The sequence below is a fragment of the Solwaraspora sp. WMMD1047 genome (assembly GCF_029626155.1).
GTDB lineage: Bacteria > Actinomycetota > Actinomycetes > Mycobacteriales > Micromonosporaceae > WMMD1047.
Window position 1 is genome coordinate 350,196 of the sequence record NZ_JARUBL010000001.1, and the last position, 24,849, is coordinate 375,044.

General features: G+C 71.2%; 26 protein-coding genes. 9 read left to right on the plus strand and 17 right to left on the minus strand.

Annotation, left to right across the window (positions count from 1 at the left end; translation table 11 throughout):
- Positions 1–198: 198 nt before the first annotated feature.
- Together O7627_RS01630 and O7627_RS01635 are read left to right on the plus strand one after the other, a co-directional pair.
- Positions 199–714 (plus strand): sigma-70 family RNA polymerase sigma factor, encoded by a 516-nt coding sequence (locus O7627_RS01630; RefSeq protein WP_278098111.1) that lies wholly within the window; start codon positions 199–201, stop codon positions 712–714.
- Positions 711–1,409: a zf-HC2 domain-containing protein gene (locus tag O7627_RS01635; RefSeq protein WP_278091723.1), complete on the plus strand. Its 699-nt coding sequence runs from the start codon at positions 711–713 to the stop codon at positions 1,407–1,409. The genes O7627_RS01630 and O7627_RS01635 overlap by 4 nt, the downstream gene beginning before the upstream one ends.
- 4 nt (positions 1,410–1,413) lie before the next feature.
- Here O7627_RS01635 and rarD read toward each other — a convergent pair whose 3' ends face one another.
- The 6 genes from rarD to O7627_RS01665 all read right to left on the minus strand — a co-directional run bounded on the left by rarD (position 1,414) and on the right by O7627_RS01665 (position 6,474).
- The gene (rarD, locus tag O7627_RS01640; protein WP_278091724.1) at positions 1,414–2,346 is read right to left on the minus strand and encodes an EamA family transporter RarD; all 933 of its coding nucleotides are present in this window, start codon (positions 2,344–2,346) and stop codon (positions 1,414–1,416) included.
- A gap of 119 nt (positions 2,347–2,465) precedes the next feature.
- Complete coding sequence (locus O7627_RS01645) at positions 2,466–2,852, minus strand: phage holin family protein (protein WP_278091725.1); 387 nt, start codon at positions 2,850–2,852, stop codon at positions 2,466–2,468.
- Positions 2,853–3,161: 309 nt separating this feature from the next.
- Complete coding sequence (locus O7627_RS01650) at positions 3,162–4,664, minus strand: AAA family ATPase (protein ID WP_278091726.1); 1,503 nt, start codon at positions 4,662–4,664, stop codon at positions 3,162–3,164.
- Between the two features lie 301 nt (positions 4,665–4,965).
- A complete protein-coding gene (locus O7627_RS01655) occupies positions 4,966–5,496 on the minus strand; it encodes a signal peptidase II (protein ID WP_278091727.1) in 531 nt (176 codons plus the stop codon).
- A 163-nt stretch (positions 5,497–5,659) separates the two neighbouring features.
- Positions 5,660–6,130, minus strand: coding sequence for an SRPBCC family protein (locus O7627_RS01660; protein WP_278091728.1), 471 nt, complete (start codon positions 6,128–6,130; stop codon positions 5,660–5,662).
- Entirely contained in the window at positions 6,127–6,474 is a 348-nt protein-coding gene (locus O7627_RS01665; protein ID WP_278091729.1) for a metalloregulator ArsR/SmtB family transcription factor, read from the minus strand. Before O7627_RS01665 ends, O7627_RS01660 begins: the two co-directional genes overlap by 4 nt.
- A gap of 149 nt (positions 6,475–6,623) precedes the next feature.
- Between O7627_RS01665 and O7627_RS01670 the strand changes: the two genes are divergently transcribed.
- From O7627_RS01670 to O7627_RS01680, 3 genes are read left to right on the plus strand one after another with little or no spacing between them, the layout of a single operon-like run.
- Positions 6,624–7,580: a transporter substrate-binding domain-containing protein gene (locus O7627_RS01670; protein WP_278091730.1), complete on the plus strand. Its 957-nt coding sequence runs from the start codon at positions 6,624–6,626 to the stop codon at positions 7,578–7,580.
- Positions 7,577–8,701 (plus strand): hypothetical protein, encoded by a 1,125-nt coding sequence (locus O7627_RS01675; RefSeq protein WP_278091731.1) that lies wholly within the window; start codon positions 7,577–7,579, stop codon positions 8,699–8,701. The genes O7627_RS01670 and O7627_RS01675 overlap by 4 nt, the downstream gene beginning before the upstream one ends.
- A gap of 9 nt (positions 8,702–8,710) precedes the next feature.
- Positions 8,711–9,841 carry a hypothetical protein gene (locus O7627_RS01680; RefSeq protein ID WP_278091732.1) on the plus strand — a complete coding sequence of 377 codons (1,131 nt, stop codon included), beginning with the start codon at positions 8,711–8,713 and terminating at the stop codon, positions 9,839–9,841.
- Between the two features lie 24 nt (positions 9,842–9,865).
- Here O7627_RS01680 and O7627_RS01685 read toward each other — a convergent pair whose 3' ends face one another.
- From O7627_RS01685 to O7627_RS01720, 8 genes are all read right to left on the minus strand, one after another.
- Positions 9,866–10,948: a glycoside hydrolase family 19 protein gene (locus O7627_RS01685; protein WP_278091733.1), complete on the minus strand. Its 1,083-nt coding sequence runs from the start codon at positions 10,946–10,948 to the stop codon at positions 9,866–9,868.
- A gap of 64 nt (positions 10,949–11,012) precedes the next feature.
- On the minus strand, positions 11,013–12,170 hold the full coding sequence (locus O7627_RS01690; protein ID WP_278091734.1) for an acyl-CoA dehydrogenase: 1,158 nt from the start codon (positions 12,168–12,170) through the stop codon (positions 11,013–11,015).
- Between the two features lie 18 nt (positions 12,171–12,188).
- Complete coding sequence (locus O7627_RS01695; RefSeq protein WP_278091735.1) at positions 12,189–14,207, minus strand: biotin carboxylase N-terminal domain-containing protein; 2,019 nt, start codon at positions 14,205–14,207, stop codon at positions 12,189–12,191.
- Between the two features lie 33 nt (positions 14,208–14,240).
- Positions 14,241–15,848, minus strand: a complete 1,608-nt coding sequence (locus tag O7627_RS01700; RefSeq protein WP_278091736.1) for a carboxyl transferase domain-containing protein — start codon at positions 15,846–15,848, stop codon at positions 14,241–14,243.
- Positions 15,845–17,749 (minus strand): acyclic terpene utilization AtuA family protein, encoded by a 1,905-nt coding sequence (locus O7627_RS01705; RefSeq protein ID WP_278091737.1) that lies wholly within the window; start codon positions 17,747–17,749, stop codon positions 15,845–15,847. The genes O7627_RS01700 and O7627_RS01705 overlap by 4 nt, the downstream gene beginning before the upstream one ends.
- Entirely contained in the window at positions 17,746–18,546 is an 801-nt protein-coding gene (locus tag O7627_RS01710) for a TIGR03084 family metal-binding protein (protein ID WP_278091738.1), read from the minus strand. The genes O7627_RS01705 and O7627_RS01710 overlap by 4 nt, the downstream gene beginning before the upstream one ends.
- Positions 18,539–19,216 carry a TetR/AcrR family transcriptional regulator gene (locus O7627_RS01715; RefSeq protein WP_278091739.1) on the minus strand — a complete coding sequence of 226 codons (678 nt, stop codon included), beginning with the start codon at positions 19,214–19,216 and terminating at the stop codon, positions 18,539–18,541. The genes O7627_RS01710 and O7627_RS01715 overlap by 8 nt, the downstream gene beginning before the upstream one ends.
- Positions 19,217–19,353: 137 nt before the next feature.
- Positions 19,354–20,157, minus strand: a complete 804-nt coding sequence (locus O7627_RS01720) for a GntR family transcriptional regulator (RefSeq protein WP_347404629.1) — start codon at positions 20,155–20,157, stop codon at positions 19,354–19,356.
- Positions 20,158–20,238: 81 nt separating this feature from the next.
- Here O7627_RS01720 and O7627_RS01725 point away from each other — a divergent pair, with 81 nt between their 5' ends.
- The 4 genes from O7627_RS01725 to O7627_RS01740 all read left to right on the plus strand — a co-directional run bounded on the left by O7627_RS01725 (position 20,239) and on the right by O7627_RS01740 (position 21,767).
- Positions 20,239–20,376, plus strand: coding sequence for a hypothetical protein (locus O7627_RS01725; RefSeq protein WP_278091741.1), 138 nt, complete (start codon positions 20,239–20,241; stop codon positions 20,374–20,376).
- A 47-nt stretch (positions 20,377–20,423) separates the two neighbouring features.
- On the plus strand, positions 20,424–20,645 hold the full coding sequence (locus O7627_RS01730) for a hypothetical protein (RefSeq protein ID WP_278091742.1): 222 nt from the start codon (positions 20,424–20,426) through the stop codon (positions 20,643–20,645).
- Positions 20,638–20,844 (plus strand): hypothetical protein, encoded by a 207-nt coding sequence (locus O7627_RS01735; protein WP_278091743.1) that lies wholly within the window; start codon positions 20,638–20,640, stop codon positions 20,842–20,844. Before O7627_RS01730 ends, O7627_RS01735 begins: the two co-directional genes overlap by 8 nt.
- Positions 20,845–21,362: 518 nt before the next feature.
- The gene (locus O7627_RS01740) at positions 21,363–21,767 is read left to right on the plus strand and encodes an Imm1 family immunity protein (RefSeq protein WP_278091744.1); all 405 of its coding nucleotides are present in this window, start codon (positions 21,363–21,365) and stop codon (positions 21,765–21,767) included.
- Positions 21,768–21,849: 82 nt separating this feature from the next.
- Here the strand turns inward: O7627_RS01740 and O7627_RS01745 are convergent, their stop codons facing one another.
- The 3 genes from O7627_RS01745 to O7627_RS01755 form a co-directional block, all read right to left on the minus strand.
- Positions 21,850–22,608: a metallophosphoesterase family protein gene (locus O7627_RS01745; protein WP_278091745.1), complete on the minus strand. Its 759-nt coding sequence runs from the start codon at positions 22,606–22,608 to the stop codon at positions 21,850–21,852.
- Between the two features lie 74 nt (positions 22,609–22,682).
- The gene (locus O7627_RS01750) at positions 22,683–23,441 is read right to left on the minus strand and encodes a GntR family transcriptional regulator (protein WP_278091746.1); all 759 of its coding nucleotides are present in this window, start codon (positions 23,439–23,441) and stop codon (positions 22,683–22,685) included.
- 709 nt (positions 23,442–24,150) lie between these two features.
- Positions 24,151–24,828, minus strand: a complete 678-nt coding sequence (locus O7627_RS01755) for a Crp/Fnr family transcriptional regulator (RefSeq protein ID WP_278091747.1) — start codon at positions 24,826–24,828, stop codon at positions 24,151–24,153.
- Positions 24,829–24,849: the final 21 nt, after the last annotated feature.

Consider the following 24,849-nt stretch of genomic DNA (forward strand, 5'->3'; position numbering starts at 1 on the left):
ATGATCGGATGCCGGCGCGGCGGTGAACCGGACATGAACCCTTGCCTGGTACGCGTCGAATGACCTGGGCCGATGATTCTCGGCCGCGCCAACGGAATCTCGGCGCGGCGGCTGAACCGCCCGGCCACGGAGTGCGTAAGACAGGGTGCAAGGGGAGAGAGCAAGAACCTCGGCAGTAACCGGCGCGAGGAGACTGGCATTACCGATCGGGACGCTCAACTGCTGCGCGCGCTGCATGACGAGCACGCTGACGCCCTCTTCTCGCATGCCCTTCGCCTGGTCAACGGCGATCGGCAGCGGGCCGAGGACCTGGTACAGGAAACACTGCTACGGGCCTGGCGACATCCGGAAGCGCTGGACCCGGCGCGTGGCTCGGTACGTGCCTGGCTGTTCACCACCGCCCGCAACCTGGCGATCGACGCCTGGCGGCGACGCAGTGCGCGGGTCGGCGAGGTGATCACCGACGAGATCCCCGAACCGCCCCAGGTGGTCGACGAGGCGGATCGGGCGGTGGAGGCGTGGACGGTCGCGGAAGCGCTCGCCCGGCTCTCCCCGCCGCACCGGGAGGTACTGGTGGAGTGCTTCTACCAGGGCCGCTCGGTTTCGGAAGCGGCGTCACGCCTCGGCGTGCCGCCGGGGACCGTCAAGTCCCGCACGCACTACGCATTGCGATCCTTACGGCTGATTCTGGCAGAGATGGGGGTGACCGGGTGATTGGCTGTGAATACGCGCATGACGACGGCGCCTATGTACTGGGAGCCCTGTCGCCGCCCGAGCGGGCCGCGTACGAGCGTCACCTCGCCACCTGCCATGCCTGTCGGGAGGCCGTCTCGGAGATCGCCGTGCTGCCCGGCCTGCTCGGCCGGCTGGACGCGGCCGGGTTGGAGCGGATCTCCACCCCGCCGCAGACGCCGACCTTCGAGCACCGGTCGCCGGCCCTGGTCAGCGCGGCCCGCGCGGTCCGCCGGAAGGAACGGCGGCTCAACCGACTCCGGTACGCCGGCGCCGCGCTCGTCGCGGCCTGTCTGGCCCTGGTGGTCGGGCTCGGCGTCACCTTCCTTCAGGAACCCCCGGGCACCGTCCCCCAGGTCGCGATGACGGCCATGCGGCCGGTGGCGAACACCTCCCCGGTAAGCGCCGAGATCGGCATCAACCCGACCAAGTGGGGAACGGAGATCACCATGCGGTGCGCCTACGAGAACGCGGCGGACGACTCCAAGCCCAGCATCTACCGGCTGATCGCGGTCGGCCGCGACGGGGTGACGAAGGAGCAGGTGTCGTCCTGGGTCGCCGGTCCCGGCGACGAGATCACCCTGACCGCGCAGACCCGGTTCTCCGAGGCCGAGCTGGGCGGGTTCGAACTCACCTCGTACGACGGCAAGTCCCTGCTGGCCTTCGAGGTGCCCTGACGGTTCAGCGGGTCGCGGTGGCCGCCGCCGGCTCCGGGGTGGCGGCCAGCAGCGCCGCGCGGTTGTGCCGGGCGTTGCGGACGGCGTCGACGGTGAAGACGACAAGCGCGAGCCAGACCAGTGCGAAGCCGGCCAGCCGGCTGGCCGGCATCGGCTCGTGGAAGACCAGCACCCCGAGGACGAACTGCAGCACCGGGGCGGTGTACTGCAGAATGCCCAGGGCGGTCAGCGGGAGCAGGTTGGCCGCGCCCGCGAAGAACATCAGCGGGACCGCGGTCACCGCGCCGGCCAGGATGAGCAGGCAGGTGTGGGCGAGCGAAATCTGGCCGAAGGTCGGGTCGCCCCACCAGGCGAGCCAGCCCAGGTAGCCCAGAGCCGGCAGCGCGAGCACGGCGGACTCGACGAACATCCCCTCCGCCGCCGGCAACCCCAGCCGCTTCTTCACCAGGCCGTACGCCCCGAAGCTGACGGCCAGGGTCAGCGCCAGGTAGGGCGGCTGCCCGTAGTCGACGGCCAGCACGGCGACCGCCAGCGCGCCGACGCCGAGGGCGGCCCACTGGGCCGCCCGCAGCCGCTCCCGCAGCACCGTCACCCCGAGCAGGACCACCACCAGCGGGTTGATGAAGTAGCCGAGCGAGGTCTCCACCACCCGGTCGGAGTTGACTCCGTAGATGTAGGTTCCCCAGTTGACGGCGATCAGCGCGGCGGCGGCGACGACGCCGGCCAGCGCGGCCGGCCGGCGCAGCAGCGGCCGCAGAAACGCCCAGGCCCGCCGCGCGAGCAGCAGAACGGCGACGAAGACCACCGACCAGAGCACCCGGTGGGCCAGCACCTCGGCCGGGCCGGCCGGCCGGAGCAGCCGCAGATAGAGCGGCATGAAACCCCAGATGCCGTACGCCCCGAGGCCGAGCAGGTAGCCGCGCCGGACCGGGCTCACGCCCGCCGGCCGTCTACGCGGTTGATCGTCAGCACCACCCGACGGTAGCCCCGGGGGAGACACCGCCTTCAAGCCAATTCACGGAACGTGGCCGGCGTCGCACCCCGGAGGCTCCGGGGTCAGTCCCGGTCCATCACCAGACCGAGCAGCCAGGTGACGATGCCGACGAAGAGCGCGCCGAGGACGGCCGCCGGCCAGAAGTTGTCGACCTCGAACGGGAGGCTGAGCTGCTCGGCGATCCAGCCGGTGAGCAGGAACAGCAGCCCGTTCACCACGACCGCGATCAGGCCGAGGGTGAGCAGGTAGAACGCGCAGCCGACGGTCTTGATGAGCGGTTGCAACACCGCGTTCACCAGACCGAAGATGGCGGCTACGAAGATCAGTGTGGTGACGGCCTCCAACACCGAATCGGTGTCCAGACTGAGACCGGGGATCAGCAGTGTCGCGAGCCAGAACGCCAATGCGGTGGTGGCGAGCCGGATGATGAGACTCTTCAGAAAACCCATGGCGGCGATGCTCCCATGATCGACGTTGACGTCGCGCCCCCCGGCGACCCGAACGTCAGATTCCGGCAACCAGCGATGGTCTTCACGCGTTGAGTTGATGTGGTGGATCGACGGGGAGTGGTGACCTGGGTACGAAGCGAGTTCCGGCCGTCGATCCGCCGGCCCGGCTGGTGGCTGTTCGCAGGGCGCTCTTGATCCGGATGTAATCGTCGCGGGATCCAACTCAAGGCCGAGCGCCTGGTGTACGGCCAGCAGGGCCGGGGCGTCCACGTCGCAGAACGGTTCTGATCAACAGGCGGTCCGGCGCCTTCACCTGATCCGATCCGCCGGGGCGGCTCCGAACATGGTGGCGAGGTCGACGAGCAGCACGTCGTCACGGCGGCCGGCCGCCGCGGCCAGGTCGCGGGCGAAGCCCTCGGTCGAGAAGACCGCCAACCGGGAGCCGGACACGTCGTGGCCGTGCTGGCGCAGCAGCTCCTTGACCTGGACCAGTCGGTCGAGGTCGGCCGGTCCCCGCGGGGCGAGGGTCGCCTTCGCCTCGCCGAGCCAGGTGATGACCGCCCGGCCGGTCTGTCGGCGAAGGCCGATCACATCGACCTCGTGCCGGGCCCGTCCGTTGCGGTCGTTCACCACCGTCGCGGCTATCTGGCCGGTTTGGTCTTCACCCGCTTCGGCGAGGTGATGACGGAGCCAGTCGCGCGCGCAGTGCTCGAAATGCGGGCCGAGGATCCGGGAACTGAAGGTGGCGCGAGCGGCCTGCCATGCCTGCGCCGCTCGACCGGTTTCGACGAGGTCGTAGTGGGCCAGGGTGACCAGGTTGTGAAACCGCACGATCGGGTCGGCGATGGTGATGACCGGTCGGCGGTCCCAGAGCGGATCGGTCAGGTAGCGCAGATAGCCGGCGCTGGTCAACGCCTCGATCGGCCGGGTCAAGGCGGTGCGGTCCCGTTCGAGCACGGCGCCGATCTTCGCCGGGCTGGTGGCGCCGGCCGCGACCGCCCCGAGGATGGCGTAGTGCAGGGTGCTGCCGGTGAATCGAGGGTCTTCCCGCAGGAGATACTCGGTCTCGCTGCGGGAGTACAACGCCTGCCGGGGATCGAGCACCGTGCCGGTGACCCAGGTGTCGAAGCCGGGCAGGCTCTGCGGCGGGGGGAGGGCGGCCAGGTCACGATAGCCGGGGGACCCCCCGAGTACGGCGTGCAGCCGCAGCGCGGTGGGCGGGTCGGCGATGCCCCAGAGCCGGGCAGTGGTCGCCAGATCGAACGGGGCGAGCCGGACATCGACGCTGGCCCGGCCGCGCAGCGCCTTGGTCCCGGAGAGCAGGTCGTTCATGACCGAGATGGCGGATCCGCAGAGGATGATCCGTCCACCGGCCGGACCGTCGCCCGCCTGCGAGCGGTCGTAGAGCAGTTGCAGGAGACCCGGCAACTCGGGCGAATGGGCCATCCAGTAGGGCAGTTCGTCGATGACGAGCAGTCCACCGGGGCCGCACTGCCGGATGACCTGGTTCATCGCCGCTTCGAGCAGGGCTTCCCAGGTTGCTCCGGTTCCGATCAGGTCTGGGCTGACGCCGGCGTACCGGGCGATGGCAGTGGCGAACCGTAGCCGTGCCGCCGGGGCGGCCTCTTCGGCCACCGCCGTGACGTAGAGGCCACCGCTCGCCCTGGCGAGGGCGCGGAGCAGAAAGCTCTTGCCCACCCGTCGCCGGCCGGACAGCACACCCAGTCGGAGGTGCTGGTCGGGATGGCGCAGAAAGTCGGCCAGAGTCGCCCACTCGACGTCCCGATTCACGATCTCCGGCGACTTCTCCATCGAAATGCCCCCTAATTTGTATGCTCGCAAGCATACAAATTAGGACTCGCGGGTTGCCAGCCTCAGTCCGCAACGGGGCGTCGTGGATGGTGACGGCCGTGGGGGCGCTCGCGAGGTGAACACCAGTTACCCTACGTGCGAGTCTTAGGGTAACTGGCGTTCACCTCGTGGGTTGCCCGCCCGGCGCTGGCGCGGCACGGGTGGGGAAAGGCGCGGAAGAGGCTCGGCGCGGTCAGGCCGCGCCGGTGGCCCCGGGCGCAGATCGTGCCCGCCGCACGCCTGCCCTGCGTGGTGGGCGCGGTCAGGGGGTCGGGCGTGGGGTGGTGGGGGCGTCGCGGAGGTTGAGCAGGACGAGGAGGGCGACGCCGCCCACCAGGGCGATGTCGGCCACGTTGCCGACGAACGGGCCGTAGTCGATGAAGTCGACCACGTGGCCCCGGCCGAAGGACGGCTCCCGGAAGAGCCGGTCGAGCAGGTGGGTGGTGGCACCGCCCAGCACCAATCCGAGCCCGACCGCCCACCAGCGGGACCGGACCCGCCACGCCATCCGGGTGAGGACCACCACGGCGACGGCGGCGACCACGGTGAAGATCCAGGTGAAACCGGTGCCGATGGAGAAGGCGGCGCCCGGGTTGTAGACCAGCCGCAGCTGGAGCAGGTCACCGAGGACCGGGATCGGGTCCCGGTCGGCGAGCGTCGAGGTGGCCCAGAGCTTGGTGGCCTGGTCGAGCACGAGCAGCAGGGCGGCCAGCGCGAACGCGGGCAGCCGGAGCGGCCGGGGCCGGTGCTCGTCGACCGGCTCGGACGCCGGCTGATCCGTCTCCACGGACACGGAAGCCTCCTTGGGCCAGGTCGGGCACGCGGGCGGGGTCGTGCCGCCGCCACGAACCTATCCCAGCCGAGACGCCGGCTGCGATGACGTGGCGGCGCACGGCGTCGACCGCTGTGCCGTGGGAGGGGCGCCTCGGCCGGCCCGGGCGCCCCTCCCCACGAACTCAGCGCAGGGTGCCGAGGTAGGTGTCGAGGGCGGCGTACGACTGGGCCGCGCCCTCCTCCATCCCGGAGGAGAGCATGCCGTCCCGATCTTCCTTGGTGTCGAACCGGGTGGTGCTGGTGACGGTGGTCTTGCCGTCGACCTCGGTCAGCGCCAGCGTCTCGACGGCGATGTGGCCGGGCATACCCTCGAACTCGAAGGTCTGGACGATCTTCTCCGGCGGGACGATCTCGCGGAACTCGCCCCGGAAGGCGTACGCGTTGCCGTCGTCGGCGTGTTCGACGAACCGCCACCGGCCGCCGACCCGCAGGTCGAGCTCGATGTCGAGCGGGTTGCCGCGTCCCCACCAGTGCTTGAGGTGCTCGGCCTGGGTGTGGGCGGCGAAGACCAGTTCGCGGGGGGCGTCGAAGACGCGGGTCATGGTGATCTCGTGGTCGGACGGGAGGGTCACGGTCGGCTTGCTCGGGCTCACTGTTCTCTCCTTGGTTGTTGTTGTTTCTGCACGTCGCGCAGGTATTCGTCGAGCGTGTCGTAGCGCTCGTCCCAGAGCCGGCGGTACTGCGCGACCCACTCGGCGAGGGTGCGCAGCGGGGCCGGCTCGATCCGGCACCGCCGCCACTGGGCGTCCCGGATCCGGGTGATCAGCCCGGCCTTCTCCAGCACGTTCAGGTGTTTGGAGATCGCCTGCACGCTGATCGGGAACGGTTCCGCCAACTCGTTGACCGTCGCCTCGCCGGTGGCCAGTCGGGCCAGGATCGCCCGGCGGGTCGGGTCGGCGAGGGCGGCGAACACGTCGCTGACCGGATCTGCTGTCATTACCTGCCTTCAACCATCTGGTTTATCAACCGATAGGTTGAATATACAGCTCACGCAGGCGCTGTCAAGCCCGCGATGCTGGCGCTGGCGTGGTGACAGCCGGCGCTACTGTGGACACCATCCGTGTCGCGGAAATGGCGAGGTCGTCGATGAGCGTGACTCCCCGGGCACCGCGGGCCGGCGCCAGCCGGCTCCGACCGATCGCTACCACGGTCGCCGTCGTACTCACCCTGGCGCTGGCCGGGATGGCCGGCTGCGACGGTGACAAGGAGTCCGCGCTGCCGTCGGTCCAGGAGAAGCTGGAAGAGTCCCAGATCTACGGCCGGGACAAGATCAAGATCGGGGTGGCCACCTTCGAGCCGCTGATGGGCGTCCTGCAGAACGGCGTCTACAGCGGATTCGACATCGAGATCGCCCGCTACATCGCCGCCTCCCTCGGCTACGACGGCGACCAGAACATCGAGTTCGTCGCCCTGGCCACCGAGGACCGCATCCCCGCCCTGCAGGGCGGCCAGGTCGACCTGGTGGTGGCCAGCTTCTCGATCACCGAGGAGCGGTCGAAGCTGGTCAGCTTCGCCGGCCCGTACTTCATCACTACCCAGGAGGTGATGGTCCCGGTCGCGCTGCGAAACGACATCCGGACCCTGGAGGACCTGCAGAACCCCGAGTACCGGGTCTGCGTCAGCGGCGGCTCGACCACCGAGGCCGAACTGAAGCGCCGCGACGTCAACCTGCTGGTCGTCAAGACCGTCCGGGAGTGCCTGGAGGGCCTGCAGTCCGGCGACTTCCAGGCGATGAGCTCCGACGAGACCATCCTGGCCGGGTTCCTCTCCGAATACCCGGGCGAGTTCGAGATCGTCGACATGCCGTTCGGCACCAGCGAGCAACTCGGCGTCGGGGTGCCGATCAGCGACCCGGCGCTGCGCGACCTGGTCGCCTACTTCCTCGACAAGAGCTACCAGGCCGGCCGGGACGGCGAGAGCAGCCCGTGGCTGGTCGCGTACAACCGGACCCTGGGCCCGTGGCTCGGGCCGGACAAGGTGCAGCCGCCACCGCTGAACGTGCCGGAGCTTGTCGACTTCGACGACAAGGCGCCACGGGGATGACCGCCACGCCGCGGGAGAGTGCGGCGGAGCCGCCGCCGGCGGTGCCTCGGCAGCCGCCGCCGGCGGCGCCACCTCCGACCCCGGCCGAGCCTCCACCGCATCCGGTACGCACACCAGCCGCCTCCGCACCGGCCAAGCTGGACGACCAGCGCCGGGCCGCCTCCAGCCAGTCGTTCTGGTCGGTGGCGGTCGGCGTACCGGCGGTCATCTCGGTCCTGCGGCTGGTGGTCGAGGCCGGCGGCGAGCTGCAGACCACCCTGCTGCTGGTGGCCAACGTCAACCCGGTCAACCTGGTGGCGGCCTTCGCGGCGACCTCGTCGCGGCTGGTCTCGGGTCTGCTCATCCTGCTCTTCGCGATCAGCGCCGTGCTGGCGGCCAGCGTCGACCCGAACCCCCGGCACGGCGACCGGGACCGCCGGCCGCTGGTGGTGCGCTGGAAGCACGTCGCTCCGATGTGGTTCGTCATCCTGGTGCTGGTGGTGGCGCTGGCCACCTGGCAGATCCTCTACCTGCCGCTGCTGCTGCCGGCGGTCGCCGCGATGTTCCAACTCTCGCCAAGCAGGTTGCACCCGAACCGGTGGGTCCAGGCCGCGTTCATCGTCCCGCTGCTGGCCGCGTACGGCTGGTTCGTCGGGCCGACGGTGCGGGACGCGGCCGGGCAGCGGGAGTACGTGGTCGTCGCGATCTTCGTGGCCCCGGCGCTGCTGGCGCTGGCGGTGACCGGGCCGATCCACCGGTTGACGGTCCGGCCGCTGGCCACCGCCGCCCCGCTGGTGCTGCTGGTGGCGATGCTCTGGTCGGCGTACGCGGTGGTCACCACGCCGGTGCTGCCGCTGACGGTGACGTCGGTGGATGCGGGCGCCGAGCCGGACGAGGACATCCGCGGCCATATCGTCGCGGTCGACGACGTGCACACCATCCTGCTTCAGGAGCGGGGCGGGGTGCGCTACATCCCGGTGGATGACGTACGGTCGACGGTGCTCTGCCCGGGTGAGGAGGAGCTGCCCCGCTATCGGTTGCGGGTGCACGGCTTCCACGTCGAGGACTCCATCCTGGAGGGCCTCGGCCGCCGCGAACGCCCGGCCGCCCCGATCAACGCCGCCTGCCGTACGCCGAGTTGAGGAGAACCGTTGCTGCGTCACCGCCTGCCGCTGATCGCGTTGCTGGCCATCGCCGTCGTTCCGGTAACCGCCGCTGAGCCGGCGCGGGCCGCCGCGCAGCCGAGCCCGGAGCCGTCGCCCGCCGTCGCCACGATCGGCGGCACCGCGCGCTGCGACGTGAACACCGGGCAGTGGTCGGTCACCTGGACGACCGTTGCCTGGTCGACCGGGCTCTCCATCGTGTCGATGCGGGACGAGGTCAACGACTTCACGTACCAGCAGCCGCAGAACCCCTACCCCACCGATCCCGCCGGCTCGCTCATCGCGGCCGGACTGCTGTTGCCGGGCGCGGCGCGGACGGCGAGCCTGACGGTGACCTTCACCGGCCCAGCCGGTGCCGAGTCGATCACCCGCGAGATGTCCTGGACCGTCGGCTGTCAGCAGCGCGAACTACCCGCCTGCGTACCTGTCGGGCAGGACCGGTACACGCACTCCTTCGACCCCGGCAGTACGGTGGCGACCGTCGAGATCGACGGCGCGCCCGCCTGCACCAACGCCGGGATCACCTTCCACAGCGCTGTCGGGCTGCCGGCCGGTCAGTTCCGGCCGGTCAGTTACCGGTTCGCGGGACTCGGTGGTACGAGCGCCGAGGTCTACGACAAGGTGGTGCTCTTCGCCGACACGCCGTCCTGTTCCTCGCGCCGCATACTCGCGTTCGGCTCACCATTGACCGCCGCCGAGAACCCGAACCAGCTGCTGGGATCCACCGAGGCGCCGGGCAACCGCTCGACGGGTCCGGTGATCGCGGACGTTCGGGGGCAGGGCGCCTGCATCGACGTGACGGTGCAGGAGGCTTCCGTCCGGGTGCGGACCGGGCCGCGCACCCAGGTTCCCGCGATCCGGCTGACGGTGAGCAATGACGCCGACGCGGTGCTGCCGGCCGCCTTTGCCGTGCTCTACGGGGCCACGGCTGGCGGAACCCGGTTGAGTTTCCACCAGGCGGAGCCGGGCGAGACAGCCACCGTCGTCGTCGGACCGGGCGAGCAGATCCAGACAATCCAGCTCTGGTGGGATGTGACGCTGACGCCGGAGTTCGAGATGGCGGGACCCGGGTACACCTGGACCGCGCCGCCCACCCCGCCCCGGCGTCCGGGCACCTGAGCTGGGTGGGCGGCGGACGGTCGGTCAGCAGTAGAGGTTGCCGCCGGGGGTGGTGCCGAGGATGCCGACGAAGTGCTGGTACGAGTTGACCCGGCTCTGCACCTGGGCCGGGTTGCGGCCGTCGCACTCCAGGCTGCCGTTGATGCTGCGGATCGTCTGGCCGAAGCCGTGCCCGTTGACCATCGCGTCGTGCGGGGTCATGGTGCCCGGCCCACGCTGGGTGTTCCAGTACCAGAGCGCGGTCTTCCAGGCCACCGAGGCGTCCTGCTGGACCAGCCAGGGGTTGGTCAGCAGCGGCAGGCCGAGCGCGTCGCCGGCCGCCTTGTAGTTGAAGTTCCAGCTCAACTGGACCGGGCCGCGTCCGTAGTAGGCGGCCTGGCCGGCGGGGCAGCCGTACGGCTGGCCGGGGTCGCAGTAGTGCGGGTAGTTCGCGGTGTTCTGCTCGACGATGTGGACCAGGCCGCCGGTCTCGTGGTTGACGTTGGCCAGGAACGCCGCCGCCTCCCGCCGCCGGGTGGTGTCGTCGCCGGTCTTGGCGAAGCCGGGGTACGCGCCGAGCGCGGCGGTCAGGCCGGCGTAGGTGTAGAAGTCGTTCCGGTTCGGGAACATCTGCTGGAACTGGGCCTGGCTGACCACGAAGCCGCCCTGGCCCGGCGGGTTCGGCGGCGGTGCGGTGGTGCCGCCACCGGAGCAGGTGAAGGGCTCCCAGTACCAGGTGCTGATCACCGGGTCGTAGCCCGGGTTGTCGTGTTCGGCGCGGTAGTACCGGCCGTCGGTGTAGCGGACGATGTCGCCGGCCCGGTAGTTCGTGCCGGCCCGCCAGTTCGGGTAGTTGCAGGTGGGGGCGGGGTTGCCGGTGCCGCCGTCGCAGCCGCCCCGGTCGGCCCAGACGCCGGTGGTGCCGGGCGGCGCCTCGCCCTGGGTCCACCAGTTGGCGTACCAGTTGCGGCCGTTGTGGGAGACGGTGGCGCCGCCGGTGTAGACGGCCGACGCGTTCCAGGGGGTGGCGCAGGTGGCGGCGGAGGCGGCGGTCATCGGTACGACGGCCGCCACCGCGGCGGCGACCGCGATAACCGCGAACGGCGCGATGAAGCGAAGTCTCGGCATTAGGAAACCCTCCTAACTGTTTAGTTTGCTAACAGTATCAGAGGATTGAGATCCATCTCTCAGCTCAATAGGAACGCTCCTGGCCGAGCACGTGCTGCGCGATGAAGTTCAGGATCATCTCCCGGCTCACCGGGGCGATCCGGCCGGCCCGGACCGCCCCCAGCAGGGTCGCCACGCCGTACTCGGTGGTCATGCCGTTGCCGCCGTGCGCCTGGATCGCGGTGTCCACGGCCAGCGCCGCCGCCTCGGCGCAGGCGTACTTGGCGAGATTCGCCGCCACCCCGGCCTCCAGGTCGCGACCCGCGTCGTAGAGGGTCGCCGCCTTCGCCACCATCAACCGGGCCAACTCCACCTGCACGGTGGCGTGCGCCAGCGGGTGCGCCACCCCCTGATGCGCGCCGATCGGCCGGCCCCACACCTGCCGGCTCGCCGTGTAGGTGCAGGCGCGGTCCAGCGCGTACCGGCCGGTCCCGGCGGCCATCGCGGCCACCGTGATCCGCTCCGGGTTGAGCCCGGCGAAGAGCGCCGGCAGGCCGGAGTCCAACCCGCCGATCAGCGCGTCGGCCGGCAACCGCACCTCGTCGAGGTAGAGCAGCCACTGGTTCTCCGGCGACACGATCTCCAGGTCCAGCCTGGACGAGGTGAGCCCGGCCGCGTCGGTCGGCACCATGAACAGCGCCGGCTTGAGCTTGCCGGTGGCCGCGTCCGTGGTCCGCGCCACCACCAGCACGTACGCCGCCTCGTCCACCCCGGAGATGAAGCACTTGCGGCCGGAGAGCAGCCAGTCGTCACCGTCGCGGCGGGCGGTGGTGCCGAGCCGGTGGAAGTTCGAACCGGCCTCCGGCTCGGTGATCGCGAAGACCACCTTCAGCGAACCGTCCGCGAAGCCGGGCAGGAAACGCGCCCGCTGCTCCTCGGTGCCGTGTTTCGCGATCACGGTGGCCGCGATCGCCGGCGAGACCACCAGCAGCAGCAGCGGGCAGCCGGCCGCCGCGAGCTCCTCACAGACGATGGCCAGCTCGGTGATCCCGCCGCCGCCACCGCCGTACTCGGCCGGCACGCTCACCCCGAGGTAGCCGAGGCCGGCGGCCTCATCCCAGAGCTCCGTGGTGTGCTCGCCGGCCTTCGCCTTCGCCACGAAATACCCGTGGCCGTACCGGCGGCCGAGCGCCGCCACGGCGTCGCGGAGCTGAGCCTGCTCCGGGGTGAGATCGAAGTCCATGTGCGCCTCCGGATCGGGCTATTCGGGGGTGACGACGGCCAGCACGGCGCCGGTCTCGACCTGGCCGCCCGCCGCCACCGGCAGCTCGCTGACCACACCGGCGGTGGGGGCGTGCACCGGGTGCTCCAACTTCATCGCCTCCAGCGTCAACAGCAGCTCGCCGGCGGCCACCCGCTGGCCGGCGGCCACCAGCACCCGGCTGACCGCGCCGGGCAGCGGGGCCAGCAGCGAACCCTCGGCCAGGTCCGGAGCCGGTTCCGGGAAGCGCGGCAGCTCGACCAGCGTCACCGAGCCGTCCGGACCGTCCACATGGCAGTCCGCGCCGACCTGGTGCACCCGCAACGTCCGGCGCAGCCCGCCGACCTCCAGCGTCACCCGGTCCGGCGCGGAGCCGACCAGCACCACCTCGGGCAGCGCCTCGAACCCGGCTGGCGGGTTGGCAGTGTCCGGGCCGGTTCGCCGGACGGCCCAGCTGGCCAGTCCGCCACTGCGGTCAAGGCGGTAGTCGACCTCGATCGGGCCGGCCGGGGTGGCGTACCCGATGGTCTGTGGCCGGGCCGGGACGTTGCGCCAGCCGGACGGTAGGCCGGCCAGCACGGGCGCCGCCGCCCGCCGGGCCGCCGCGCCGGCCAGTGCGGCGGCCAGGCCGGCCAGCCCGATCTCGGCCGGCGAGGCGAGCAGCGGCGCGTGGACCTCCGGATGCCGGTCCAGGAACCCGGTGTCGGTGGCGCCGGCCCCGAACGCCGGGTGCCGCAGTACCCGCGCCAGCAGGTCCCGGTTGGTGACCACGCCGTGGATCTCGGCCCCGGCGAGCGCGCCGGCCAGCAGCCGGACCGCCTCCGGCCGGGTCGGCGCCCAGGCCACCAGCTTGGCCAGCATCGAGTCGTAGTGTGGGCCGACCACCGAACCGTCCCGCACCCCGGAGTCCAGCCGCAGGGTGGCCCGGTTCGGCTGTGGGCCGGCCGGTGGGGCGAACTCCACGGTCACCCCGGGCACCCGGAACCGGTGCAGGGTTCCGGTGGCCGGGAGCCACTCTGCCGCCGGGTTCTCGGCGCAGAGCCGTACCTCGATCGCGTGCCCCACCGGCGGCGGGGCCACCGCCGGCAGGTGACCGCCCTCGGCGATCACCAGTTGCAGCCGGACCAGGTCCAGCCCGGTGACGCATTCGGTTACCGGGTGCTCCACCTGCAGCCGGGTGTTCATCTCCAGGAAGAAGAACTCGCCGTCGTCGGTGAGCAGGAACTCGACCGTGCCGGCGCCGACGTAGTCGACCGCGCGGGCCGCGCGGACCGCCGCCTCCTGCAGCGCCGCGCGCAGCTCTGGGTCGACCGCCACCGACGGCGTCTCCTCGACCAGCTTCTGGTGCCGGCGCTGGATCGAACACTCCCGCTCGCCGAGGGCGAGCACGGTCCCGTGCTGGTCGGCGACGACCTGCACCTCGACGTGGCGGGCCCGCTCGACGTACCGCTCGATGAAGACCGTGCCGTCGCCGAACGCCCCGGCCGCCTCGCGCCGCGCCGCGGCGACCGCCCCGGCCAAGTCGCCGGCCGAGCGCACCAGCCGCATCCCGCGACCGCCGCCGCCAGCCGACGCCTTGACCAGTACGGGAAACGCGGTCACCTCGGCCGGCTCGGTGTACGTCGGCAGGATCGGCACCCCGGCGTCGGCCAGCAGCGCCTTCGCCTCGATCTTGGCGCCCATCGCGGCGACCGCCGAGGCAGGGGGGCCGACCCAGGTCAGCCCGGCGTCGACCACGGCGGCGGCGAACCCGGCGTGCTCGGCCAGGAAGCCGTAGCCCGGGTGGACCGCGTCGGCCCCGGCCCGCCGCGCCGCGTCGACCAGCAGCTCGACCCGGAGGTAGGTGTCGGCCGGCGCGGCGCCGGGCAGCCGCACGGCGACGTCGGCCTCGGCCACGTGCGGGGCGTCCGCGTCCGGGTCGGAGTGCACGGCGACGGTCTCGATCCCGACGGACCGGCAGGTGGCCATGATCCGGCGGGCGATCTCGCCCCGGTTCGCCACCAGCAGCCTGCGAATCATCTGTCGGCCCTCCCTCCTGGTCTGGTCGGGGACTCACATCCGGAAGACGCCGAAGCCGCAGGCCCCGACACCGGTCACCGGCGCGTTGTGCACGGCGGACAGACAAAGACCCAGGACGGTACGGGTGTCCCGGGGGTCGATCACGCCGTCGTCGTAGAGCCGGCCGGAGAGGAACAGCGCCCCGGACTGCGACTCGATCTGCTGCTCGACCATCAGCCGCATCGCGGTGTCGGAGTCCTCATCGAAGGTCCGCCCCTTCGCCTCGGCGGCCTGCCGGGCGACGATCGACAACACCCCGGCCAACTGGGCCGGCCCCATCACCGCCGACTTCGCGTTCGGCCAGGTGAACAGGAACCGGGGGTCGTACGCCCGACCGCACATCCCGTAGTTGCCGGCTCCGTACGAGGCGCCCAGATTTACCGTCAGGTGCGGCACCGTCGAGTTCGACACCGCGTTGATCATCAGGGCGCCGTGCTTGATGATGCCGCGCTGCTCGTACTCGGTGCCGACCATGTAGCCGGTGGTGTTCTGCAGGAACAGCAGCGGGGTGCCGGCCACGTTGGCGAGCTGGATGAACTGGGCGGCCTTCTGCGCCTCCTCGGAGAAGAGCACGCCGCGGGCGTTCGCCAGTACGCCGACCGGCCAGCCGTGCAGCTCCCCCCAGCCGGTGACCAGGGCGGTGCCGTAGCCGGGTTTGAACTCGTCGAACTCCGAGCCGTCCAGGAGCCGGGCCAGCACCTCCCGCGGGTCGAACGGCACCCGCAGGTCGGCGCTGGCGATGGCGAGCAGTTCCTCCGGGCCGTACGCGGGCGCGGCCGGTGCGGCGGTGCGTGGCGGCGGGCCGAGCTTGCGCCAGTTCAGCCGGCGTACGCACTGCCGGGCCAGCCGGATTCCGTCCCGCTCGTCGGTGGCCAGGAAGTCGGCCAGTCCGGACCGGCTGGCGTGCATGGCGGCGCCGCCGAGCGACTCGTCGTCGGCGTCCTCGCCGGTCGCCATCTTCACCAGCGGCGGCCCGGCCAGGAAGACCTTGGCCTGGTCCCGCACCATGATCGTGTAGTCGGACATCCCGGGCACGTACGCGCCGCCCGCGGTGGCGTTGCCGAACACCACCGAGACGGTCGGTACGCCGGCCGCCGAGAGCCGGGTCAGGTCGCGGAACACCCGCCCGCCGGGGATGAAGATCTCGGCCTGGCTCGGCAGGTCCGCGCCGGCCGACTCCACCAGATTGATCATCGGCAGCCGGTTGGTCAGGGCGATCTCGCCGGCCCGCTGGGTCTTGCGCAGCGAGTACGGGTTTACCGCGCCGCCGCGTACCGTCGGGTCGTTCGCGACCACCAGGCACTCGACGCCCTCGACCACGCCGATGCCGGTGACCACGCTGGCGCCGACCGGGAAGTCGGTGCCCCAGGCGGCGACGGGGGAGAGCTCCAGGAACGGCGAGTCCCGGTCGAGCAGCAGCTCGATCCGCTCCCGCGGCAGCAGCTTGCCCCGGGCGTGGTGCCGGTCGGTGTACTTCGCCCCTCCGCCGGAGCGGGCGGTCCCCAGTGCCGCCTCCAGCTCCGCGAGCCGGTCCAGCATCGCGTCCCGGTTCTCCCGGTACGCCGGCGCATCCGGGTCGACGGCGGTCGTCAAGACTGTCACCGCGGGCCTCCTCGTTCCGGTCCGGTCAGCTCCGGCAACTCCGGGCCTGCCGCCTGCGGCAACTCCGGCTCAGTCGGCTCCGGAGACGTCGGGCCTGCCGGCTCCGGTGACTCCGGCTCAGCCGGCTCCGGCAACGTCTCCGCCGGCAGGTCGACGATCCGGGAGCGGAGCAGTTCGCCGAGCGCCTTGGCTTGCGGGTCGAACCGGGTCGAGCCGGCCACCCCGGGTCCGAGCAGGCCCCGCAGCACGAAGTTGATCGCCCGCAGGTTCGGCAGTTCGTACCGTTCGACCGGCAGGTCGGCGGTATCCGGCAGCAGTTCGCGCAGCCGGTCGACGGTGAGCCAGCCGCGCAGCCAGGCGTACCCGGGATCGGTGCGGGCCCAGACCCCCAGGTTGGCGTCGCCGCCCTTGTCCCCGGACCGCGCCCCGACCACGCTGCCCAACGGCCCACGCCGACCTCCCGCATCCGCCACCGGCCCCGGCTCGCGGTCCGCCGGCCCGGATCTGACGGTCACCGGGTCTGCCGGTCGGGTCGGGTCCGGCGGTCGGGTCGGGTCCGGCGGTCGGGTCGGGTCCGGCGCGGACACGGCAGGTCGGGCCGGGACCGAGGCGGTGTGGGTCGGTGGCGGGATCGGCACCCGTTCCCCGGTGGGTAGTACGGCGACCTGCCGCACCGACTCCTGCGGCACCTCGTCGGCGGTGAACACGCCGTACGGGGTGGCGTCGCCAGGCACGGTGGTGAGGGTGCAGCCGGGGTAGGAGGCCAGGGCCAGCTCCACCGCGGCCGCCGAGAACGCCCGCCCGGCCCGCTTCGGGTCGCTGTCGCGCAGGTGTACGTGCAGCAGCGCGCTCGCCGCCTCGGTGTCGGTCGCGTCCGGGTGGTCGGTGCGGGCCAACACGAACTCCAGGCCGTCGCCGACGGTATCGGTGAGCTGGGTCCGCACCAGCTCGGCCTTCGCCTCGAGGTCGAGTCCACAGAGGACGAACGTCATCGAGTTCCGGAAGCCGCCGAGGTTGTTGAGGCCGACCTTGAGGGTCGGCGGGGGCGGTGTTCCCCGTACCCCGGAAACCAGGACCCGGTCCGGACCCGGCGCGGTCAGGGTGACCGTGTCCAGCCGGGACACCACGTCCGGGCCGAGGTAGTCGGGGCCGCCGATCTCGTAGAGCAGTTGCGCGGTGACGGTCTCCACGGTGACCGCGCCGCCGGTGCCGGGATGCTTGGTGATGACGGCCGAACCGTCCGCGGGCAGCTCGGCGATCGGGAAGCCGGGGCGCCGGCCGCCGTCGGGCAGCTCGGTGAAGAAGCTGAAGTTGCCCCCGGTCACCTGGGCGCCGCACTCGATCAGGTGCCCGGCGACCGTCGCCCCGGCCAGCGCGTCGAGGTCGTCGCGGCCCCAGCCGAAGTGCGCGATCGCCGGGCCGACGGTGAGCGAGGCGTCGGTGACCCGGCCGGTCACCACCACGTCCGCGCCGCCGACCAGGCATTCGGCGATGCCAAAGGCACCGAGGTACGCGTTCGCGGTGAGCGTGTCGGGCCGGTCCAGCGCGTCGCCCTCGACGTGGCCGACCCGCACCGGCACCCCGAGCCGGTCGGCGAGGGCACGCAGCGCGGCGGCCAACCCGGCCGGGTTGAGCCCGCCGGCGTTCGTCACGATCTTCACCCCGCGATCGGCGGCCAGCCCGAGGCAGGACTCCATCTGCCGCAGGAAGGTGCGGGCGTAGCCGAGGTCGGGATCGCGCAGCCGGTCCCGGCCGAGGATGAGCATGGTCAGCTCGGCCAGGTAGTCGCCGGTCAGCACGTCGAGGTCGCCGCCGTCGAGCATCTCCCGCCAGGCGTCGAACCGGTCGCCGTAGAAGCCGGATGCGTTGCCGACCCGCAACACGGCGGATCGGCCGGTCATCCGGCAGCCGGGGTCGCCGTCCGGCCGGCCCCCGCTGGGCCGGCGAACGCCTGGGCGATGTCGAGCCACTCGTCGGCGACCGGGCCGGTCGCGACCAGTCCGAGGTCGGAGCGGTGCCGGCGCTGGGTGACCAGCAGGCAGAAGTCGAGGGCGGTGCCGGTGACCCGGTCGGCGGCGCCGGTCGGCCCGTACGCCCACTCGCCGCCGTCCGGCGCGCGCAGCTCGACCCGGACGGGCACCTCGGGCGCCGGCCGGCCGTGGGCCAGAAAACCGTTGACCAGGGTACGGGTGCCCAGGTGCGCGACATGCCGTAGCCGGCCGGTCGGGACGCGCTCGTGTTCGAGTGCGTCGGCGATGTCCTGGCCGTGCGCCCAGGTCTCCATCAACCGACCGGTCGCCACGGAGGCGGGCGACATCTGCACGCCGAACCAGGGGATCTTGGTGCCTTCGGGGACGCCGGTCAGGGCGGTGGCCAGCGCCGTGCGGCCGGCCCGCCAGGCGGTCAGCAGGTCGGTCGGGTCGGGCGCGGCGGCCAGCACCTCCGCCGCGCCCTTGTCGACGAAGCCGGACGGGTCGGCGGCGGCTGCGCTCAGTGTGCCGAGGAACGCGTCGAGATCGGTGCTGGCCTGCAACGAGACCTGGTCGGTCCAGTGCAGGTGGGCGATCTGATGGGCCACGGTCCAGCCGGGCGCCGGGGTGGGCCGGGCCCAGTCGGTGGCCGGCCGACCGGCCACCAGCGCGTCCAACTCGGCGGACTCGTCGGCCAGGTCGGCGAGCAGGGCGTCGAGGTCAACCATGGTTCCTCCGGTCTTCCGGTGCGCGCCGGCCAGCCGCACTGTCGGCGGCAGGTCTGGACTGCGTGGTGGTGGGTGGGTCGAGGATGGTGGCGAGTTGGCGTTTCCAGGTGTCGAGCAGGGCGGTGCGGCGGGCCGAGTCGTCGGCGAGCAGGTTTGCCACGCCCAGCCCGCGCAGCAGGTCGAGGGTCGCCTGGATGGACTCGCGGACCCCGGGGCGGCGCTCGTCCGCGCCGAGCAGTTCGACGGTGAGCCGGTGCATCTCCCGGCCGACCATCGCTTCGAGGGGGACCAGGGCGTCGCGCAGGTCGCGGTCGGTGCGGGCGGCGACCCACAGCTCCAGCGCGGCGGCGAAGAGTGGACCCGTGAAGGCCGTGGCGAGCATGTCGATCACCCGGTCGAGCCGGCGCGGCCCGGCCGGCAGCGCGGCGGCCTCGGCCCGGATCTCGTCGGCGCGCAGCTGCGCGAGGTGCCCGACGGCGTCCACCACCAGGGCCGCCCGGGTCGGGTAATGGTGCAGCTGGGCGCCCCGGGAGACCTGAGCGCGGGCTGCGACGACAGTGGTGGTGGTCCCGGACCAGCCGTACTCGACCAGGCAGTCGACGGTGGCGGTCAGCAGACGAGCCCGGGTGGCGCGACTGCGCTCCTGCTGCGGCACCCGTTCTGTGGACACCGCACCAGCCTCCCGCTCCATAAACAAACAGTCAAGTCTGATTGTTTATGTCGGCGCCGTGGCGGCCTGGCGTGCGGTCCCTCCGGCAACGCTCAAGGTTCTGCGGCACCTGCCGCCGATGGCTGACGGGCTGGCGGTCAGGTCGAGGTGCGGTCGGTCAGGTCTATCCAGTAGTCGAGTACCACGCGGTCTGCTGGGAGCACGATGTCGGTGGCGATCTCGACCACGCGCTCTCCGGCGTAGGTCTGTCGGGTGATCGTGAGGACGGGTACGCCGCCTGGGATGCGAAGGGTCTCGGTCTCATCGCGGACCGGCATCCGCGACCGGACCTGTTCCCGGATTCCGGTGATCACGACCCCGAGGCTGTGGAGTTGGGCTGTGTTGCCGCCGGGCCACGGTTCCCGGTCGGGATCCGCCACGGGCGTGCCCGCCACCATCTCCAGGAGCAGGCAGGACGTCGACATCTGCTGAGCTACGCCTTCCGCGTGGAAGACAAACTGGCGTTCCAGCAGCATGGTCTCGGGTGCGACTCCGAATAGCTCCGCCCTGGCGGTGCCTGCCGGAACCTCCCGGAACGTCTTGTCGAGACGGTAGTCGTGCCAGCCGACGTGATGATCGGCGGTGAACGACGTGGCGGGCGGCAGTTCGCCACTGAGCTGAGCAAGTTCGTGGTGGTACCGGTCGGAGCCCAGGCGCCGGATCGGCAGCACGGGTCTCGCGTAGGTGCCTCGACCCATCTCGGTGACGGCCAGGCCCTCGGAACGCAGTAGTGCGATGGCTTCGCGCGCGGTGCCGCGGCTGACGTCGAACTCGCCCATCAGGGTGGACTCGGATGGCAGCAGCGAGCCAGGCGGGATGGCGCCGGACATGATCCGGCCGCGTAGCTCGTCGGCGACCCGCCGGTAGCGGGGACGCTCGTGCTGGGAAGGCACGTCGATCACCGTACCGTCGTCCGCCCCGTGACGAATCTTTCACCCTGGGCGACCACCTATATAGATGGGTGGTGTGTATAGGTGTAGCGTGTGGACAAACGGCCGTGGGACGAGATAGATCCACACCTTCTGTCGGCCGTCCAGTCTGGACGCGAGAACTACGACACCAGCGGCAACTGGATCTCGCTCGTGATCGCGTCCGCTCCGCTGGGTGCGGCGGTCGGCTGACAGGGGTCTCGGCCGCCGCACCCTCCGCCCCGGGAGGTGTGCGACCGATGGAACCGACAGATGCCCGACCGGCCCGCAAGGGCGACGAGCTACGACAGGCGGCCGACGTCGCCCGCGACGCCGCAATCGATACCCGGATCAGACAGGCACTGGACCTTGGACAACAGGGCCAACCCCGGCTCGCGCCGCCGTGGTTCGACAACCGACGACCCCACCGGTACGACGCCAGCCCGCGCAAGCAGCCGGCGGGCGGTGCCACCGATGACTGACGACGGCGCCCCCACCTGGGCGAACAGGGTCGAGGCCGCGCGGCGGGTCAAGCAGGCACGCGACGCCGGGGTCCGCTGCTGCTGGTCCTGCGGCCCCGGCTGCGACGAACTCGACTGGGCCACCCAAGTGCTCGCCGAAGCGGCCCGGCGACCACCGGTCGGCCGGGCCGTCTCCCGCGCACTACGCAGCATCGGCTAACGAACATCCGTCGTACACATGTGCTATCCACAGGCTGTCCATAACGGTCACGAGGTACGTAATCCCACGTCTGGACCCTGGTGAAGCTTTGGCTCGGGAGGAAGGCATGTCCCTACCGCAGAAACCGAGAACGCTGGTCCTACCGGAGGGTGACCAGTGTCCAAACTGCGCTGGCACTCTGCAGGTCGTGGGACACCGACGGCTCACTTACCGGCATCGTAGGGACCGCAATTCCCTGTTGCTGCGTCCGCTACCCCAGCAGCGCGAGGGGGCGGTGCCCCTGTCATGTCCCGACCTGGCCGTACCAGGACGGACACACCGGCTGGATTCCCACGAATGATCCCGCCGCGTACACCGGGGTCTTCTTCACCCGGTGTCCGGGCCACCTCGCGGCGCGACGGCTGCGTATCGCGGCCGCGTAGGCGACTGGACGCGTGGCCATGGTTCACTCGCCTGCGCGCTATGGGCCCCACTCGTAACGGCAGTGTCTACACCGGCACCGGCGAAAGGATCGCCCGTTGGCACTGCTGCGTGACTACCACGGCCACCCCTACGAACTGACCGACGTTCAGGATGCGGGGCGTCGTTTCGATGGGCAGATCGACACAATCATGCCGCACGGGGGCTGCGGGCAGACCCTGACCATCGGCACCCAAGATCAACCCGTCCTGCGCATCGACATCGACATCGACACCGACCGGGCGGCGGTGCGCTGGCTGCCTGACGGCAGTTACGCCATCGAGCAAGAGGCCGGTACGCCGATCACCGTCTACGAGTCACCCGATACCGGCCTGGTCGACATTCCGGCCAACCTCGCCCGCGTCACCTCCGTGGTCGCCCGGGCCGCAGTCCTGGAATACACCGCCACCGGCCGACGCCCGACCAACGTGCGCTGGGCAAACGAGGAGCAGCCCTCTTCGTGACCGTGACCTCGCTTTGGAAGCGGGTACGAGGTGGACGAGCGTCGCGTCATCGTGGGCCTTTTGGGCGAAGCGGTGCAGCTTCTCAGGACGTAGTACGACCGTCGCGAGGTCCGAAAACGCGCAGGGCGTCGGCATCGGTGGCGGTGGCCCGCAAGTAGTAGTCGGCCCACCGAGCCGCGTCCGGATAGGTCGAGTTGGCGGCGACCTCGGCGCAGGCGGCGTCTACGTCGTAGACCGTGCGGCGTAGCTCCACGCCTGGTCCGAGCAGCGCCCAGTGCGCCCCGGAGCGCCCGTACGGCATCCCCACGCTGCCCGGGTTCACGACCAACCGCCCGTGCGCCAGCCGGACGTACGGCATGTGGGTGTGTCCGCCGACGACGGTGCGGACGCCCTCTTCCGTGCCTTCGAGCACCTCCGCCCACCGGTCCAGCCGCGAGTCGACGAGGACGACCTCCTCGTCGTCGCGGGGAGTGGCGTGGCAGAACAGCACCGGACCAAGCCCTGCCACAGGCAGCGTGGCCGAGGTGGGCAGGTCGGTGAGCCGGTCCAGGTGGGTCCGGCCCAGTTGGTCGGCCGCCCACGGCAGGATCGGGTCGGGGATGTCGACCGTCCCGCCCCGCCGGTAGGTCACCATCATCCGCTCGGCGTTGCCGCGTACCCAGACCGCCCGGTCGCCGATTTCGGTGAGCAGGTCCAGGACCTCGACCGGTTGCGGGCCAGCCGCGATGTCCCCCGTCAGCACCACCCGGTCGGCGGTGGCAACCTCCGGCTCGGCCAGCACCGCCGCCAGCGCCGGCAGTACGCCGTGAATATCGGACAGGACAGCGACCCGGTTCCGCATCGGCCCACCCTGTCAGCCACCCGAGGCGGCTGTCCCGCCCTTCTGCTTGGGGCAGACCAGAGCCTGGGTCCCTGTCACGTCCGGACCGGCAGGTCGTCGTAGACGAACAGGGATCGGCGAGCATCCGCCACCGTACGCAGCGCCTCCAATGACCGGCCTGAACCGTCCCGGGTGATTCGCCAGACCTCCAGGACCGGCGCCGCATCTCCGAGCCGCATCCGCTGCTGCTCTTCTCTGGTGGGCAGTCTCGCGGAAAGTGACTCGGTGAAGGTCGCTGGGACGAGCCCGGCGGACAGCATCGCCGCGTAGACCCCACCGACCACCTTCCCCGGTTCTGCCAGCGGCGTGCCCTCCACGAGCTCGGCGGGCAACCACGAGTCCTGGAGTTGGGCGACATCGTCGCCCGCCCACATCTCGCGAGCCCGGTGCACCAGTTCGGCCCCTTCGGGAACATCGAGCTGAGCGGCAAGCGAGGCGTCTGCGGTCGCCCGGTTCACCCCGACAACCTCGGCCCGGCCCGGCACACCCTGCTGCGCGCAGGCCGTCTCCCACGGCCCCAGGTGGTTGTCTGACCGGCTCCCATCCGTGACGTCGGCGTACCTGGTCACTGACAGGCGTACCGGCGGCTCGGCCACCACGGTGCCCTGGCTCGTCGCCGAGACAAGCAGACCACCTGCCTTGAGCACAGCCAAGGCGCGACGGACCGTCTCCCGCGCGACGCCGTACTGCTCGGCCAACTCGTGCTCCGTCGGGATACGCGATCCCGGCTGGAAATCCCCCCGCTCGATGGCCGCCCGGAGCATCTCCGCGATCGCGCGGTATCCCGTTGCCACCTTCGGTCCTCCCCTGTCACATCTCTGCCAAGTATGCGTACGCAGACCCTTGACTATCCACCCCGGCTCAACGGAAACTCGAATCAGGGTTTGCATATGCAAACTCCGCCAGGGTAAGTGGTCGGCCGGTGTTACGTGGCGTCAGCCGGAAGGCATCCGTCGTACACATGTGCTATCCACAGGCTGTGGGTGACGGAAACGGGAGGTGCTTAGTCCCATGGCTGGATCCTGGTGACGCGCTGGCTCGGGAGGAAGGCATCAGTAATGTCCGTACCCCAGATACCGAGACCGCTGATCATGCCGGAAGGCGACCCGTGTCCGAACTGCACCGGCAAGCTGCTGGTCGTAGACGTCGACGGCTCACTTACCGGCGCCGTCGGGACCGCGGTTCCCTGTTGCTGCGTCCGCTACCCCGGCGGCGCGAAGGGGCGGTGCCCCTGTCATGTCCCGACCTGGCCATTCCGGGACGGACACACCGGCTGGATTCCCACGACCGATCCCGCCGCGTACACCGGGATCTTCTTCACCCGGTGCGCCAGCCATCCTCACGAGCGGAGGCCGAGCATCACGGCCGCGTAATCGACGCCACGCAGGAACCTGGTCCCGCCCCAGCCCTGCACGTCGGCCCGTGATCGCGACGGGTTCGGGTCGCGCCAGATCACCGGATCCTTCGTGATCACAGGTGCGACCAGTGGGGCTGCGGCTGGGGCTAGACGCGGGCGCGGCGGGCCAGGCGTTCCGGGTCGAGGATGATGATGCTCTTGCCGTCCAGGCGCAGCCAGCCGCGCGAGGCGAAGTCGGCGAGTGCCTTGTTGACGGTCTCCCGGGAGGCGCCGACGAGCTGGGCGATCTCCTCCTGGGTGAGGTCGTGGGTGACCCGCAGGACCCCGCCGTCCCGGGTGCCGAACCGGCCGGCCATCTGCAGCAGGTTCTTCGCCACCCGCCCCGGCACGTCAGTGAATATCAAGTCGGCCAGCGCGTCGTTCGTCCGGCGCAGCCTACGGGCGAGCACCCGGAGCAGCTGCTCCGCGATCTCCGGGCGGTTGTTCAGCCAGGGGCGCAGCGCCTGCTTGCGGAGCCGGGCCAGCCGGGTGTCGGTGACCGCGGTCGCGGTGGCCGTACGCGGGCCGGGATCGAAGAGGGAGAGCTCCCCGACCATGTCGGAGGGGCCCATCACGGCAATCAGATTCTGTCGGCCGTCGGCGGCGCGTCGGCCCACCTTGATCTTGCCGCTCAGGACAATATAGAGGCTGTCGCCCGGTTCGCCCTCGTTGAAGACGATCTCGCCCTTGCGGGACTCGATGATCTCCATCTCCTTGGCGAGCGCCTCGGCGGCCTCCGGGTCCACGCCCTGGAAGATCCCGCTGCGTGCCAGTACCTCATCCATAGCGCACCTCCACCCGCGCGT